The 15,166-nt window shown below is 75.8% G+C and carries 13 protein-coding genes; 9 read left to right on the top strand and 4 right to left on the bottom strand.

The window, feature by feature from the left end; translation table 11 throughout:
• Positions 1 to 115 precede the first annotated feature (115 nt).
• Complete coding sequence (locus BKA21_RS01645; RefSeq protein WP_203793423.1) at positions 116 to 1,189, top strand: threonine aldolase family protein; 1,074 nt, start codon at positions 116 to 118, stop codon at positions 1,187 to 1,189.
• Positions 1,190 to 1,327: 138 nt separating this feature from the next.
• Here BKA21_RS01645 and BKA21_RS01640 read toward each other — a convergent pair whose 3' ends face one another.
• Both BKA21_RS01640 and BKA21_RS01635 read right to left on the bottom strand, forming a co-directional pair.
• On the bottom strand, positions 1,328 to 3,229 hold the full coding sequence (locus BKA21_RS01640) for a glycoside hydrolase family 6 protein (RefSeq protein ID WP_239072784.1): 1,902 nt from the start codon (positions 3,227 to 3,229) through the stop codon (positions 1,328 to 1,330).
• A 208-nt stretch (positions 3,230 to 3,437) separates the two neighbouring features.
• Positions 3,438 to 4,499 (bottom strand): LacI family DNA-binding transcriptional regulator, encoded by a 1,062-nt coding sequence (locus BKA21_RS01635; RefSeq protein WP_239072783.1) that lies wholly within the window; start codon positions 4,497 to 4,499, stop codon positions 3,438 to 3,440.
• 164 nt (positions 4,500 to 4,663) lie between these two features.
• Here BKA21_RS01635 and BKA21_RS01630 point away from each other — a divergent pair, with 164 nt between their 5' ends.
• Positions 4,664 to 7,330 (top strand): substrate-binding domain-containing protein, encoded by a 2,667-nt coding sequence (locus tag BKA21_RS01630; RefSeq protein WP_239072782.1) that lies wholly within the window; start codon positions 4,664 to 4,666, stop codon positions 7,328 to 7,330.
• Between the two features lie 98 nt (positions 7,331 to 7,428).
• Here BKA21_RS01630 and BKA21_RS01625 read toward each other — a convergent pair whose 3' ends face one another.
• Both BKA21_RS01625 and BKA21_RS01620 read right to left on the bottom strand, forming a co-directional pair.
• Positions 7,429 to 9,192, bottom strand: coding sequence for a DEAD/DEAH box helicase (locus BKA21_RS01625; protein ID WP_140458926.1), 1,764 nt, complete (start codon positions 9,190 to 9,192; stop codon positions 7,429 to 7,431).
• 286 nt (positions 9,193 to 9,478) lie between these two features.
• The gene (locus BKA21_RS01620) at positions 9,479 to 9,964 is read right to left on the bottom strand and encodes a CoA-binding protein (RefSeq protein WP_140458927.1); all 486 of its coding nucleotides are present in this window, start codon (positions 9,962 to 9,964) and stop codon (positions 9,479 to 9,481) included.
• Between the two features lie 113 nt (positions 9,965 to 10,077).
• Here BKA21_RS01620 and BKA21_RS01615 point away from each other — a divergent pair, with 113 nt between their 5' ends.
• From BKA21_RS01615 to BKA21_RS01585, 7 genes are all read left to right on the top strand, one after another.
• Positions 10,078 to 10,644, top strand: coding sequence for a CDP-alcohol phosphatidyltransferase family protein (locus BKA21_RS01615; protein ID WP_140458928.1), 567 nt, complete (start codon positions 10,078 to 10,080; stop codon positions 10,642 to 10,644).
• Positions 10,641 to 11,597 carry a DUF881 domain-containing protein gene (locus BKA21_RS01610; protein WP_140458929.1) on the top strand — a complete coding sequence of 319 codons (957 nt, stop codon included), beginning with the start codon at positions 10,641 to 10,643 and terminating at the stop codon, positions 11,595 to 11,597. Before BKA21_RS01615 ends, BKA21_RS01610 begins: the two co-directional genes overlap by 4 nt.
• On the top strand, positions 11,594 to 11,926 hold the full coding sequence (locus BKA21_RS01605) for a small basic family protein (protein ID WP_140458930.1): 333 nt from the start codon (positions 11,594 to 11,596) through the stop codon (positions 11,924 to 11,926). Before BKA21_RS01610 ends, BKA21_RS01605 begins: the two co-directional genes overlap by 4 nt.
• On the top strand, positions 11,923 to 13,059 hold the full coding sequence (locus BKA21_RS01600) for a DUF881 domain-containing protein (protein WP_140458931.1): 1,137 nt from the start codon (positions 11,923 to 11,925) through the stop codon (positions 13,057 to 13,059). Before BKA21_RS01605 ends, BKA21_RS01600 begins: the two co-directional genes overlap by 4 nt.
• A gap of 199 nt (positions 13,060 to 13,258) precedes the next feature.
• Entirely contained in the window at positions 13,259 to 13,720 is a 462-nt protein-coding gene (locus tag BKA21_RS01595; protein ID WP_140458932.1) for an FHA domain-containing protein, read from the top strand.
• Positions 13,721 to 13,744: 24 nt separating this feature from the next.
• Positions 13,745 to 14,509 (top strand): transcriptional regulator FtsR, encoded by a 765-nt coding sequence (gene ftsR, locus BKA21_RS01590; protein ID WP_140458933.1) that lies wholly within the window; start codon positions 13,745 to 13,747, stop codon positions 14,507 to 14,509.
• A 59-nt stretch (positions 14,510 to 14,568) separates the two neighbouring features.
• Entirely contained in the window at positions 14,569 to 15,105 is a 537-nt protein-coding gene (locus BKA21_RS01585) for a bifunctional nuclease family protein (RefSeq protein ID WP_140458934.1), read from the top strand.
• Positions 15,106 to 15,166 lie beyond the last annotated feature (61 nt).

Here is a 15,166-nt window from a genome sequence, read left to right as displayed (position 1 = left end):
CTGCCCCCACGGTCCGCACCTGCACCGACGCCGTGCCCGACCCCCGCCCGCCCCCCCGCCCGGCGGCCCTGCGACGCCACCGGGACGACCGGCCCCCTGCCCGATACTGGGACCCGTGACCGTGCCCCCGCCCGCCCCCGCCCGCCACTTCGCGTCCGACAACTACGCCGGCGCCCACCCCGAGGTCCTCGCCGCCGTCACCGCCGCCAACGTCGGGCACGCCCCCGCGTACGGCGACGACCCCTGGACCGCGCGCCTGCAGGACGTCGTCGCCGCACGCTTCGGCCCGACCGCGAGCGCGTTCCCCGTCCTCAACGGCACCGGGGCGAACGTCGTCGCGCTGCAGGCCGCGTCGCCGCGGTGGGGTGCGGTCGTGTGCACCGAGCAGGCGCACGTCCACAACGACGAGAACGCCGCCCCCGAGCGCGTCGGCGGGCTCAAGCTCCTCGCCGTCCCCACCACCGACGGGCGCCTGACCCCCGCGGACCTCGACCGGTTCGCGTGGACCATCGGCGACGTGCACCGCGCCCAGCCGTGCGTCGTGTCCCTGACGCAGTCCACCGAGCTCGGGACGGTGTACACCCCCGCGCAGGTCCGGGCGGTCGCGGACCGCGCGCACGAGCTCGGCATGGCCGTCCACGTCGACGGGGCCCGCCTGTCGAACGCCGCCGCGCGGCTCGACGTCACGCTCGCCGAGCTGACGACCGACGTCGGCGTCGACGTCGTGTCCCTCGGCGGGACCAAGAACGGGATGCTCCTCGGCGAGGCCGTCGTCGTCCTCGACCCCGACCGGGTGCCGGGGGTGGACCTGCTGCGCAAGCAGAGCATGCAGCTCGCGTCCAAGGCCCGGTTCGTGTCCGCGCAGCTGCTCGCGCTGTACGAGGGCGACCTGTGGCTGCGGTGCGCACGGCACGCGAACGCCATGGCGGACCGGCTGCGGGCCGGTGTCGACGCGACCGGGCTCGTCACGACCGTCCCCACGCAGTCCAACGCGGTGTTCGTGCAGATGCCCGCACCGGTGGCCGCCGACCTGCGCGCCACGTGGCGGTTCTACGACTGGGACCGGGCGACGAGCACCGTGCGGCTGATGTGCGCGTTCGACACCACGCCCGACGACGTCGACGCGTTCTGCACCGCCCTGGCCGCGTCGGTCCGCACCCACGGCGCGGTGGTGCCCGCCGCCGGGTGACCGTCGCCCGACGGCGCCGGCACCGACCGGCAGCCACCTGCGCCGGACTGCGCGAACGCCCGTGGGGCCCGCCCGGTCGTCCCGGACGGGCCCCACGGGGCCGTGCTGCGCACGCCGGGGGTCACCCGGCGCCAGGTGTCAGCCCACCGTGCAGGTCGCACCGTTCAGCGTGAACGCCGTCGGCGCGGTCGTCGTGCCGGTGTGCGAGCCGTTGAAGCCGACGTCGACCGACGCACCGGGCGCCAGCGAGCCGTTCCACGCGGCGTTCGTCGCCGTCACGGCCGCACCGGACTGCGCCCAGGTGGCGCTCCAGCCCTGCGTGACCTGCTGACCGCCGGCCAGCGTGAACCGCAGCGTCCAGCCGCTGAGCGCGCTCGTGCCGGTGTTGGTGATCTTCACGTTCGCCGAGAAGCCGGAGTTCCAGCTGCTCTGCGAGTACGCCACCCGGCACGCACCCTGCGACGTGGGCGTCGGGGTCGGCGTCACGGTCGGCGTCGGCGTCGGGGTGACCGTCGGCGTCGGCGTGGGCGTCGGGGTGACCGTCGGGGTCGGCGTGGGCGTCGGCGTCACGGTCGGCGTCGGGGTCGGGGTGACCGTCGGCGTCGGCGTGGGCGTCGGGTTCGTGCCGTCGACCGGGATCACCGGGTACGCGTTGCGCACCAGCGTGGTGAACTGCGTGTCGAACCACTGCCCGGCCAGCGGCGCGTCAGGCGTCGCCCCCGTGAGCTGGTTCGCCAGCTTCGGCGACACGAACGTCGGGTCGCACATCCGGTCGAAGCTCTTGCCCTGGTCGTTCGGGATCTCCTTCGAGGCCCCGTCCGACTCGCCCGGCGGCTTGATCCACACGTACGCGTCCAGGTGCGCGTCCGCCGGCGCACCCGCGGGCGTCGCCCGGGGCAGCTCGCCGATACCCGCACCCAGCGGGTTGCACCACGCACCGCGGTGCACGCGACGGTCGATCCGCGACTCGTTCACGAACGTGTTGAGGTTCGTGCTCGTCGACGCAGCCGTCGGCCGCGCCGGCCCGCCCCACCCGTTGCGGGAGGTGTCGATGAGCATGCCCGTGCTCGCCGGGAACCCCTCCGCGACCGCCAGGCGGTGCAGGTGCGCCGTCCACGCCAGCTCACCGAAGTCCGAGTTCCACTCGTAGAACGACGACGACCGCACCGGCGCGCCCCCGACCTGCTGGTTCGGGTCCGTCAGGAACGGCTCCGCCAGCGGCGTGCTGTTCGCCGTGTTCGTCACGAACCCGTCGATCGACGCGAACCCCAGCCGCGTGCTGCGCGCGACCTCGGCGAACAGCTTCACCGCAGGACCGGCGTTGGAGTCCCAGCCCAGCCAGCCCGAGTGCGCCGCGTCGACGTACGTGTACACGTTCGACATCGTCTTCAGCTCGTCCAGCGCGTACTTCACGCCCGCCCGGTAGTACGGGGCCGACTGCTGGCACGCCTGCTCACCGATGTTCGTCACCAGGTTCGGCAGGGAGTCCGGCTCGATCGTCGCCGCGATCCGCAGGTCCGCGTACTTCGGCTCGGACAGGATGTCCACGATCGGGTCGATGTACTCGCTCTGGTACCGCGTCAGCCCCGCCGCCGTCGCCGGCAGCTCGCCGTTGGACGCCAGCGCGTAGCAGTCACGGCCCGGCAGGTTGTAGATCACCAGGTTGAAGACCAGCGGGGTGCCCGCCTGCTTCTGCTCCAGCGCCTCGTCCAGGTGGAACCGCAGACCGTTGCCGTCCGCGTTGCCCGTGATCGCGCTGATCCGGTCCATCCACACCGCGGTCGGCTGGTTCGCGACCGTGCGCATCCTCCCGGCCAGCGTCGCGTCACCGGCACGCGACGCCGCGTCCTGGACCGTCGCCGACCACGTCGGGTTCACGTACTGCGTCGCCCCCGCGTAGGGGTTGTCGACGTGGGGCTCGGCGGCGCTCGCGGACGTGCTCGCCAGCGCCAGGGGGACCGCGACCACCGCTGCGGCGGTCGCGACGGTCGCAGCGGCGCGCCAGCGCTGCCCGCCCGTTCTCGTACGGTTCGTGGACACCATCGTCCTCCGGTTCGTCTCGGTGCATCCCGGCCCTCGGCGGCACGGGTGCGTGGCACCGAGGTCGGGACCCCGGCGTCCGACGCGAATCCATCACGCGGGCCCCGCGCCGCGAACGTCCTCGAAACGTTTAGGGAACGGCCCGTTACCAGATCGTGACATGACGGTCGGTCGCCGCAGCGACCGCCCGTCGCGCCGTGGTCGCCGGTCAGCGCGAGCGCGGCCCCGTGCTGCCGCGGACCGCCAGCCCCCCGGGCGCGACCGTCCACGCGCGCTGCCCCGACCCGTCGAGCAGCGCGAGGACCGCCTCGCCGACCGCAGTCCCCGCCTCCTCGGCGACCGCCGGCAGAGCGGTGATCGACGGCGTCGCGAGCCGGCACAGCGCCGAGTCCGCCAACGCCACGACCGACAGGTCCCACGGCACGGCCAGGCCGGTGCGGCGCGCGACGTCGAGCGCGGCCACGGCCATCTGGTCCGAGTCCAGCACGACCGCCGTCGGGGGCCGGGGGTCCGTCAGGAGGCGGCGGCACGCGGCCGCCGCCTCCTCCGGCGTCCCCGCGGTGGCACGGTGGGTCAGGACGCCGCCCGCACCGGCCACGGTCCGCTCGAGGCCGGCGACGCGGGCGCGGGTGCGGTCCAGGCCCGCGGGCGCCGTCACCGCGGCGACGTGCCGGTGCCCCAGCTCGACGAGGTAGCGTCCCACCCGGGCGGCCGCGTCCTCGTCGTCGACGCCCACCGCCGCGACCTCCCCGCCGGGGCTCGTGCCGCCGAGCACCACGGACGGCACGCGCAGGCGGCGCAGCGCGTCGACCCGGGGGTCCTGCGTACGCACGTCCGTGACGACCATGACGTCGAAGCGCCGTTCGGCCCACCACTGCGCGTACAGCGCGACGGCCGCGTCGACGTCGTCGACGACCTGCAGCACCAGGGCCAGGGAGCGCGTCGCGAGCACGTGCTGGAGCGCGTCGACGAGCTCGAGGACCTGACCCGCCCGCCCGGCCGTCCCGGACGGGCCCCGGTCGACGACCAGGCCCACGGCACGCGGGCCGGTCCGCATGGAGCGCGCCGCGGCGCTGGGCCGCCACCCGAACTCGTCGGCGACCCGCAGGACCCGCTCACGGGTGGCGGCCGAGACCCCGGGGCGCCCGTTGAGCGCGTACGACACGACGGCGATCGACACCCCCGCCGCCCGTGCCACGTCGGTGATGGTCGGCCGGCGCGCCGCGACCGCCGGGTGCGACCCCGTGACCACGGGCACGGGGGACGTCACCGGGGGGACCGGCGGAGAGGAGGCGCCTTTGCCGCTGTCATGTGCAGGAGTGACCACGATCGCCTAGTCTTGCGCCCGATGTGGGTGACGCGCATCATCTCGACTCCGACGACGTGGCCGAGGGGAGAGTCATGGGGACTGTCCGACGGGGTGCACCACCGGCCGTGCGCCGCACCATCGGTGTGCTGTCGCCCGTGGTGGGCGGGTTCTACTTCGGTGCGCTGATCGGGGGCGTCGCCCGAGCGGCACGCGCCGCCGGGCACCGCGTCGTCGCCGTGCAGACCTACCCCGCGGGCCTGGACCGCGAGCGCTACCCCGACGGGTCGGTGCTCGACACCCCCGTCGCGCTCGGCGCGGTCGACGGGCTCGTGGTCGTCGCCCGGGCCCTGTCGGGCGAGCGCCTCGCCGCGGTGCGCGAGTGGGGGATCCCCGTCGTCCTGGTCTCCGAGGACCCTGCGCACCCCGACGACCCCGTGGTCGTGCCCGACAACGACGGAGGCGTGCGCGCCGCGATCGACCACCTCCTCGAGCACGGGCACCGGGCGATCGGCTTCGTCGGGCACCTCGGGCAGCGCGACATGCGCGAGCGCCACGACGCCTACCGGGCCGCGATGGCCGCCCACGGCATCGACGCTCCCGACGCGTGGTGGTACGAGGCGTCGGACAACCAGGAGCAGGGCGGCGCCGACGCCGCGGCGCGCATGCTCGCCGCCGGCGTCCCCACGACCGCCGTCGTGGCCGCGACCGACCGCAACGCGATCGGCCTCATCCGGGCGCTGCGCTCGCACGGCCTGGTCCTCCCGCGCGACCAGGCCGTCGTCGGGTTCGACCACGCCGACTCCGGCGCCCGCGTCACGCCCCGCCTGTCCACGGTCGACGCGCACTACGGGCGGGTGGGGGAGCACGCCGTGGAGCTGCTGCTCGCACGCCTGCACGGCGACGACGTGGCGCCCGGCGAGCACCGCGTGCCCGCCGGCCTGGTGCTGCGCGAGTCCTGCGGGTGCACCGAGGTCGCCCGGCACGCCGGCGCCGACTCCGACGACCAGGGCTGGACCTCCCGCGTGCGGCGCCTCGCCGACGCCGCGTTCGCCGGTCCCGTCGGCACCGGCGGCACCCGCCGCCCGACCGGCCAGGACCCCCGTGAGGCCTGGTGGCGCGCGCTGTGCGAACCGCTCGAGGCCGCCGCCGAGCGGGGCACCGCCGCGCCGGGCGCCGTCCTCGGCCGCCTCGCCGACCTCACCGCCGCCCTGCAGCCGCACCCCGAGGCCCTCGAGCAGGTCGTGGCGACCCTGCGGGCCGTCGAGCAGGACCTCACCGCCGCCCTACCCGCGCAGCACGACCGGCACGCCGACGCCGTGCGCCGCACCGTCACCGACGTCCTGCTGGCCGTGACCAAGGGCGCCACGCGGGCCATGCTCGCCCGCAGCGGCCAGCTCGAGCGGACCATCGTCGACCAGTACGAGGTCGACATGGACCTGCTGCGCGGCGACGCGAGCCCCCGTGCCCTCGGCTGGCTGCCCCGCGGCATCCGCGGCCACGCGTGCCTGGGCCTGTGGGTGGGCACGGACCGGGGTCCCGGCGACCGCGAGATCGAGGTCGTCGGCGTCCACGACACGTCCGGCACCCTCGCCCGGCTCGTCGGCGTGCGGACCACCGCCAGCCAGTTCCCGCCCGCGGCCCTGACGCGAGCGGGCGCCGTCGGCACCAACGAGCTCACGTTCGTCGTGCCCGTCACCTTCGGCGGCGGGGACTGGGGGCTGCTCGCGATCGACGGGACCGTCGAGACGCGCGCCACCCAGCCCCGTGACCGCTTCAACCACTGGGCCGCGCTCCTGGCCGTCGCGCTCGACCAGGAGCGGCTCCTGGCGTCGCTGCGCGAGCAGCGCAAGGCGCTCGAGCAGGCCGCGGCCCGCGAACGGTCCCTCGCCGACACGCTGCGCGAGAGCGAGGAGCGCTACGCGCTGGCGTCGATGGCCGCCCACGACGGCACCTGGGACTGGGACGTGTCCGCCGGCACCGTCTACTACTCACCGCGGTGGAAGCAGACCCTCGGCTACGCCGACGACGTGATCGGGGACCGCCCCGCCGAGTGGCTCGAACGCGTCCACCCGGCCGACCGCGACGAGGTGTCCGCGGCGATCGCCGCCCAGCTCGCCGGGTGCGGCACGCCCCTGGAGCTCGAGCACCGCGTCCGCACGTGGACCGGCGACTACCGGTGGATGATGTGCCGCGCCGTCACCGTGCTCGACGACGCCGGCTGCCCGGCCCGCCTCGTCGGCACGCTCGTCGACGTGACCGAGCGCAAGGAGGCGGAGATCGCCCTGCAGCGCGACGCCCTGCACGACCCCGAGACGGGCCTCGTCAACCGCCTGCTGTTCCTCGACCGCCTCGGGGCCGCGCTGCTGCGCACCCGCCGCTCGCCCGCGTACGACTGCGCCGTGGCCGTGGTCCGGGTGCTGCCCGCACCGGCGGGCCGGCTGCCCGCGCCCCGCGACCCCGACGTCGGGCACCGCGCCGACGCCCAGCACCTGGACGTCCACCGTGAGGTCGTGCGGCAGCTGCGCCGCCCCCTGCGCGAGGGCGACACCACGGCCCGCATCGGCGAGGACGACTTCGCCGTCCTCGTCGACGACGTCACCACCGGCCTGCCCGAACGCGTCGCCGAGCTGCTCGCCGGCCTGCGCCGGGAGTTCGGGTCGCGCGTCGCCGTCGGGACCCTGCCCAGCGTGCGGCACCTGCAGACCCCGGCCGACGTGCTGCGCGAGGCCGACATCGTGCTGCTGCGGGGCCAGAGCGCGGCCGACCGGGCCCGCGCCGCCCTGCACCGCTGAGGCCACCACCCGCCGGACCACGCACGACGGCCGGCCCGACGACGAGCGTCGGACCGGCCGAGACGGCGTGCGTGCACCCCGGGCACCCGGGGCACGGGTCAGCGGTGCGGGCGGCTGCCGACCTCCGGACGACCCGTCCGGGGCTCGCGCTCGCCACGCGGGCCCGTGTCCTCACGGATCCGCAGCGGACGCCCCGCGACCCGGGTCTGCGCGAGCTTCTCGAACGCCTCCGGCGTCAGCCCTGCCGGGATGTCGACCAGCGCGAAGCTGCCGAAGATGTCGATCTTGCCGACGTCCTTGCCGTTGAGGCCGCCCTCACCGGTCAGCGCACCGACCAGGGCGCCCGGCTGCAGGCCGTCGCGGTGACCGACGGCGACCCGGTACCGCGCACGCCCGCTCGGACCGTTGGAGGTCGGGCGCCGACGGGGACCACCGGCACGCACGTCCGACGCACGGTGCGTCGACTCGTGCCGGGCACGCACCAGCGCGTCGTCCAGGTCGTCACCCGTCGGCTTGTCGCCGCCGACGGCGATCGCGAGGACCGCCGCGAGCAGGTCGGTGACGTCCAGCTCCGGGTTCGCCGCCAGGTGGGCCGCGACGGCGTCACGCTGCACGCGCAGGTCGGCGCCCAGACGCTCCGGGGTGCGCGCCAGCAGACGCTCGACCTGGTGCGACGCGACCTGGGCGGGCGTCGGCAGGGTCGCCTCGACGAGGCTGGTGCGGATCGTGCGCTCGATGTTCCGCAGCCGGCCCCGCTCGCTCGGCGTGACGAACGTCAGCGCCTCGCCCGTGCGACCGGCACGACCGGTGCGCCCGATGCGGTGGACGTACGCCTCCGCCTCACGGGGCAGGTCCATGTTGACCACGAGCCCGATGCGCTCGACGTCCAGGCCGCGGGCGGCGACGTCCGTGGCCACGAGCACGTCGAGCGAGCCGCCGCGCAGACGCTCGACGATGCGCTCACGGTCGGACTGGGCGACGTCGCCGGAGATGTGCGCCGCGGCCACGCCGTGGCGCACCAGCGCGTGCCCGACCTCCTCGGCCGCCTCGCGGGTCCGCACGAACACGATGGTCGCCGGGGCGTCGGTGATCGCCAGGACACGCTGCAGCGCGGCGGTCTTGTGCTGGTGGGGGACCACCGCGTACGACTGCTTGACGGCGGTGACCGTCGAGGACTGCCGGGTGACCGACACCTCGACGGGGTTCGACAGGTGGCGGGCCGCGACGCGGCGGATCTGGTCCGGCATGGTGGCCGAGAACAGCGCGACCTGACGACGCTCGGGCGAGGACTGCAGGACGCGCTCGACGTCCTCCGCGAAGCCCATCCGCAGCATCTCGTCGGCCTCGTCGAGGACGAGGACCTTCAGGCCGTCCAGGCGCAGGGAGCCGCGGTCGAGGTGGTCGATCACGCGGCCGGGGGTCCCGACGACGACCTGCGCACCGCGCTTGAGCGCCCGCTGCTGCGGCACGTAGGGGGAGCCGCCGTACACGGGCACGACCTGCAGGCCCTCGACGTGCGACGCGAAGGACTCCAGCGCGTCGGCGACCTGCATTGCGAGCTCGCGCGTCGGGGTGAGCACGAGGGCCTGGACCCCGGCGACGCCGGCGTCGACGGCCTGCAGCAGGGGCAGGCCGAAGGCGGCGGTCTTGCCGGTGCCGGTCTGCGCGACGCCGACGACGTCGCGGCCGCCGAGCAGCGCGGGGATGGTGCGTGCCTGCACCGGCGTGGGGGTGGTGAAGCCGAGGCCGAGGACGGCGTCGAGCAGGTCGGGGTCCAGGCCCAGGTCCGCGAAGCTCGGGACCTCGGGGGCGGGGACGACCGGGGCGTCGGTGGGCAGGGCAGAGTGCAGCGTGTCGCTCATGAAAGCCGTTCGGTGAGATGCGGGGGAGGCGGGCCCAACGATGTGGTCCCGTGCGTCGCCCTGCCCCTGACCAACCCGGCTCACCTGTGACGGTGCGCTCGACCACTGCTGCGGTGGCTGCTGTGTGCAGCCCGCGAAGGGGGCGCGACGAACTCCTACGGTCGCCGGACAGCATAGCCGCAGGCCGGGCCCCGGCGGGGGTGCGGCCCCGGGTGACGTCCGGCACACGCCCCCGGGTGCCGGACCTCACCCGGGACCGGGCGGCAGGGCCCGGACGCCGTGCCGGTCAGCCGAGGCCGCGGCGCGGGCCCTCGATCGCCGGGCACCGGTCCTCCACGACGACCACGCCCGCCGCCCTGGCCCGGGCGACGGCGTCGTCGGCGCGCACGCCCAGCTGCAGCCACACGGCCCGGGCGCCGGCCGCGACCGCCTCGTCGACCACCGCACCGGCCCGGGCGCTGTTGACGAACACGTCCACGACGTCGGGCCTGACCTGCAGGTCAGCGAGCCGGCGCACGCCGGCGACCCCGGCCACGACCGGCGCGTCCGGGTGCACCGGCACGACCTCGTGCCCGAGCCGCCGCAGGTACGCGGCCACGCCGTGGGCCGCCCGCGCGGGGTTCGTCGACAGCCCCACCACGGCCCACGTCCCCGGCGTCCCGAGCAGGGAGCCGACGACGTCGACGCCCCGCCCGGGCGGGTCGACGGGTGGGCCCGACGGGGGCACGTCACCTCCCGGGGCGGCAGGCCCCGGTGCTGCGGAACCGGTCATGGCGGGAGCCTGCCACCCGCCGCGCCGTCGCGCCTGGGCCTGCGGACCCGGGACGGACGCATAGGATCCGGGCAGGGCGACGACGGGGGAGGGTGTTGACGGACGAGGCCACGATGAGCTCTCGCGTGCTCACGGTGCCGAACATCATCAGCGGGACGCGGCTGCTGCTCGTCCCGGTCTTCGCCGTCCTCGTCGGGCAGGGCCACGACGCCTGGGCGCTGGTCGTGGTCGCCGCGTCGGGCGCGTCGGACTGGCTCGACGGCGTGCTGGCCCGCCGCATGCACCAGGTCACGCGCCTCGGGCAGATGCTCGACCCCGCGGCCGACCGCCTCTTCATCCTCGTCACGCTCCTCGCCCTGGCCTGGCGCGACGTCGTCCCCGTGTGGCTCGTCCTCGTGCTCGTCGTCCGCGACGTCGTGCTGGCCGTGATGCTCGTCGTCCTGGCCCGCGCGGGCTTCGCCCCGCTGCCGGTGCACATGGCCGGCAAGGCCGGCACGTTCGCCCTGCTGTACGCGTTCCCGCTGCTGCTGCTCTCGGAGTGGCCCGCACCGGTGGGCGCCGTCGCCGGCGTGCTCGGCTGGGCGTGCGCGCTGTGGGGAGTCGGCCTGTACTGGTTCGCCGGCGCCCTCTACCTCGCGCAGGCGGCCTCCGTCCTGGGCGCGCGGACGAGGGCGGCATGAGCCGCCGGCACGTCGTCGCCCCGCCCCGGCGGGCCGCCGACGAGTCGATGACGCTCATCAACGCCGTCTACGAGCGCCCCCTGGACCCCGGCTACCAGGAGGCCGCCCGCCGCAAGGAGCTCGGCCTCGCACCGCCGCGCACCCTGACGGCCACCAGCGGCCTGCTCGCCCTCGCGCTCGTGCTCGGCGCCGGCGGGACCGCGGCCGCGGTCGCGCTGCGCCGCCCCGTCGCCGCCGTCACCGAGGCCCGCGCCCTCCTCGAGGAGCAGATCCTCACCCGCGGCGCCCAGGTCGAGCGGCTCAGCGCCACCAACGCCGCCCTCAACGCCGAGATCTCCGCGCTGCAGACCGAGGCCGCCCGCTCGGCGGACCCGACGCTGCTCGCCGAGCTGCAGCAGGACGCCGTCGCCGCCGGGTCGGTCCCCGTGCAGGGGCCCGGGCTGCAGGTCGTCCTCACCGACGGCACCGACGACACCCAGGACCCGGACCTGCGCGTCCAGGACGTCGACCTGCAGGTCCTCGTCAACGGGCTCTGGGCCGCGGGCGCCGAGGCCGTGTCGATCAACGACGCCCGCCTGACCTCGACGTCCGCGATCCGCTCCGCCGGCGCTGCCGTCCTCGTGGACCTCACGCCCCTGAGCAGCCCGTACACCGTCCTGGCCGTCGGCGACGGCGTCGACCTGCAGACCGGCCTGGCCCGCACGTCCGCCGGCCAGCACCTGGCCACCCTGCAGCAGCGCTACCGCATCGGCGTCGACGTCTCCGCCCGCGACGACCTCGACCTGCCCGCCAGCGCCCAGATCGTCCTGCGGCACGCCCGCCCGCCGGAGGTCGCGCCGGCCGCGACGCCGACGAGCCCGGCGGGGACCGGCGGCCCGTCCGCGGCGAGGGTTGGGCCCGCCGCACCCGATGTGGCATGGTCGGGGCGACCCGGAGGACAGGAGCAACGGTGATCGCGGTGATCGGCCTCGTGCTGGGTGTCGTCGCGGGCCTGCTCGTGGAGCCGACGGTGCCCGCCGACCTGCAGCCCTACCTGCCCATCGCGGTCATCGCGGCGCTCGACGCGCTCTTCGGCGGGCTGCGCGCCTTCCTCGACGGCATCTTCGACGAGCGGGTCTTCCTCACCTCGTTCCTGTCCAACGTCGTGGTCGCCGCCCTCATCGTGTTCCTCGGCGACCAGCTCGGCGTCGGCTCGCAGATGACCACCGCCGTGATCGTCGTGCTCGGGATCCGGATCTTCTCCAACGCCGCCTCGATCCGGCGGCACCTGTTCAAGGCATGACCAGACCCGCAGCCGACGAGCCGCCCGCCCAGAGCACCCCGACGCCGGTGCCCCAGGACGGGACGGTCGCAGCGGACGACGTGACGCCGCTGGACGCCCCGAGCCCCGGCGCCCCGGTTGCCGACGGGCCGGACCTCCTGGACGGCACCGATCTGCTGGACGGCACCGACCCCGCCGAGCCCGTGGCCGCACCGGAGCCCTCGGACCCCGTCGACGCGACCGTGCCCGTGGCGCCCGCCGGCGCGCGAGAGCACGAGGGCGGTGCCGCGGCCTCCTCCGTCGACAGCACGCCCCCGCCGGACGACCTCGCCCCGGACGACCCCGAGCACGACGACCTCGAGCACGACGACCTCACGCCGACCGGCTCCGTGCCGGACGCCCCGGCGGCCACGGGCGACGACGCGCCGCGGCCCGGGGCGTGGACGACGCTCGGCCGGGCCATGCGGCCGTCGGCGAGCAAGGGCCAGCTGCTCGCGGCGGCGCTGTGCGCGCTGCTCGGCTTCGCGCTGGTGGTCCAGCTGCGCCAGTCCGACGAGTCCCAGCTGGGGTCGCTGCGGCAGAACGACCTCGTGCGCCTGCTCGACGAGACCACGACGCGTGCCGACGAGCTCAGCCGCGAGGCGGTCGAGCTCGAGCGTGAGCGCGACGACCTGGTGTCGGGCACGGACAGCCAGCAGGCGGCCCTGGACGCGGCCCGCCGCAACGCCACCACGCAGGGGATCCTCACGGGGCGGCTGCCGGCCGTGGGGCCGGGGGTGCGGATCACGCTGACCGAGACCAGCGGGCCGATCCGTCCGGTGACGATGCTGCACGTGCTGGAGGAGCTGCGGAACGCGGGCGCGGAGGCCATCCAGATCAACGACACCCGGGTGGTGGCGAGCAGCGCGTTCACCGGCACGGCGGGGGAGGTCGTGCTGGACGGCGCGCTGCTCGAGCCGCCGTACCGGTGGCTGGTGATCGGCGACCCGGACACGATGGCCACGGCGCTGGAGATCCCCGGGGGCGCGATCGCCGCGGTGCGCCTCGACGGCGGCAGCGGCTCGGTCGAGCAGCTCGAGGACGTCGAGGTCGACGCGGTCGTGGACGTGCCCGAGCCGCTGTACGCGACGCCCGTCCCGGTCGAGGGTTCCTGAGCGCGTCCCGTAGGTGGGCATTGCCCTGACCTGGGGCGTCTGCGACCCGGTCCTGGGCTGCTGATGGCAGGACACGCCGTGGGGACGGCGTGGCGCAGGCTGCACGTCAGGCCGGGATCCGCATAGGGTGAGACCCGCGACGCCGAAGGGCGCGCGCGGGTCGCGGGACGCGGTCCGTCACCCGCACGGGAGGTGGCCCATGAGCGACGACCAGTACGCCCCGCTGCCGGTGCACCGTGCCGAGGGGCCCGACACCACCATGGTGTTCGGTGCGATCGGCGCGGTCGACGCCGAGATCCCGGCTGCTGCCGGGCTGAGCGCGGCCGAGGCCGCCGCGGTCGCGGCGCTGCCGCCGACGTCAGCGCTGCTGGTGATGCAGCGCGGCCCGAGCGCCGGTGCGCGGTTCCTGCTCGACGCGGAGCGCACCACGGCCGGGCGCAGCACGCAGGCCGACATCTTCCTCGACGACGTCACGGTCTCGCGCAAGCACGCCGAGTTCGTGCGCGAGGGCGGCGTGTTCGTCGTGCGCGACATCGGCTCGCTGAACGGCACGTACGTCAACCGCACCCGGATCGACCAGGCCGCCCTCCGGGCGGGCGACGAGGTGCAGATCGGCAAGTTCCGCATGACGTTCCACCCGAGCCCGCACCGCGGTGCCTGAGCGCGTGCCGAGAGAGGGACGCGGATGAGCGGTGCAGGGGCCCAGCGGGTCGAGGAGCCGGCCGAGGGCGTCGAGCCGGTCGCGCCCGGGGAGCCGTGGCCGCGGGGGATCTCCCGGCGTGCGTCGATGCGGATCTCCGACGTGCTGGCCGCGCTGCGCCTGGAGTTCCCGGCGGTGACGACGTCGAAGCTGCGCTTCCTGGAGGAGCAGGGCCTGGTGGAGCCGGTGCGGACCCCGGCGGGCTACCGGCAGTACTCGCCGGCAGACCTCGAGCGGCTGCGCTACGTGCTGCGCCAGCAGCGTGACCGGTACCTGCCGCTGAAGGTGATCTCGGAGCAGCTGGCCGCGCTGGACGCGGGTGCCGAGGACGGTGCGGTGCCGCGGGCGCGGCTGGCGACGGCCGACGGTGTCGCGGCGGCGCCGGGCCGGCTGACGTCGGAGCGGCTGGCGCAGGACGCGGGCGTCGACGCGGCGTTCATCGACGAGCTGGTGGCGCAGGGTGTGCTGCGGCCGGGCCCGCGGGGCGTGTTCGACGCGTGGGCGCGGGACGTGGTCGTGGCGGCCGCGGCGCTCGCCGAGCACGGGATCGACGCGCGGCACCTGCGGGCGTTCCGGTCGGCCGCCGACCGGCAGGTGGACCTGGTGGAGCAGGTCGTGGCGCCGTGGCGCGGGCAGCGGGCCGTCTCGGCGCGGGGCCGGGCGGGCACGCTGGCGGCCGAGGTGGGGGAGCTGTGCGTCCAGATGCACACGGCCCTGGTGCGGTCGGCCGTGGCGGACCTCGCCCCCTGAGGCGGGCGGGCGACGGTCCGGCGCGCCGACCTGGCCCGGGTCGTCGTAGCGTGGGGCGCGTGGACGCCGAACCGGAGCTCGTGCGGGTCGAGGTCGTCGGGGTGCGGACGCACCTGTCGGACGACGAGATCGTCGTGCTCCTGCTCGACCCGGACTCGTCGCTGGTGGTGCCGATCCTCATCGGTCCGACCGAGGCGTCGGCGATCGCGGCGGCCCAGGCGGGGATCGTGCCGCCGCGGCCGATGACGCACGACCTGCTGCGCGACGCGCTGGTGGCGGCGGGGGAGCCGGTGCACCGGGTCGAGATCACGAGCCTGGAGGAGGGTGTGTTCCACGCGGCGCTGGTCCTCGCGGGCGGGCAGCACGTCGACTCGCGGGCGTCGGACGCGATCGCGGTGGCGCTGCGCTTCGGGTGCCCGGTGCTGTGCTCGGCGGAGGTGGTGGCGGTCGCCGGCGTGGAGGTGCGGCCCGCGGCCACGGAGGACGACGTCGCGCAGTTCCGGGAGTTCCTCGACCACGTGACGCCGGAGGACTTCGAGACGGGGCGCGAGCCGGGTGCGGGTCCGGGGATCGAGCCGCGGGGGCCGAACGGGTGAGGGCGGGTGCGGACGAAGGCCGCAGAACCCTCGACCTCAGGTTGAAGGTGAGACTTGCCGT

Origin of the sequence: Cellulomonas oligotrophica, from assembly GCF_013409875.1 — a bacterium.
Taxonomy (GTDB): Bacteria; Actinomycetota; Actinomycetes; order Actinomycetales; family Cellulomonadaceae; genus Cellulomonas; species Cellulomonas oligotrophica.
The sequence above is the reverse complement of the archived record's forward strand: the minus strand, read 5'-3'. Positions and strand labels throughout refer to the sequence as shown.

What these genes read in the sequence shown, in the direction of transcription:
- BKA21_RS01625 (WP_140458926.1), bottom strand. Translation starts at nt 9,192, where the DNA reads ATGAGCGACACGCTGCACTCTGCCCTGCCCACCGACGCCCCGGTCGTC.
- BKA21_RS01620 (WP_140458927.1), bottom strand. Translation starts at nt 9,964, where the DNA reads ATGACCGGTTCCGCAGCACCGGGGCCTGCCGCCCCGGGAGGTGACGTG.
- BKA21_RS01615 (WP_140458928.1), top strand. Translation starts at nt 10,078, where the DNA reads ATGAGCTCTCGCGTGCTCACGGTGCCGAACATCATCAGCGGGACGCGG.
- BKA21_RS01610 (WP_140458929.1), top strand. Translation starts at nt 10,641, where the DNA reads ATGAGCCGCCGGCACGTCGTCGCCCCGCCCCGGCGGGCCGCCGACGAG.
- BKA21_RS01600 (WP_140458931.1), top strand. Translation starts at nt 11,923, where the DNA reads ATGACCAGACCCGCAGCCGACGAGCCGCCCGCCCAGAGCACCCCGACG.
- BKA21_RS01595 (WP_140458932.1), top strand. Translation starts at nt 13,259, where the DNA reads ATGAGCGACGACCAGTACGCCCCGCTGCCGGTGCACCGTGCCGAGGGG.
- ftsR (WP_140458933.1), top strand. Translation starts at nt 13,745, where the DNA reads ATGAGCGGTGCAGGGGCCCAGCGGGTCGAGGAGCCGGCCGAGGGCGTC.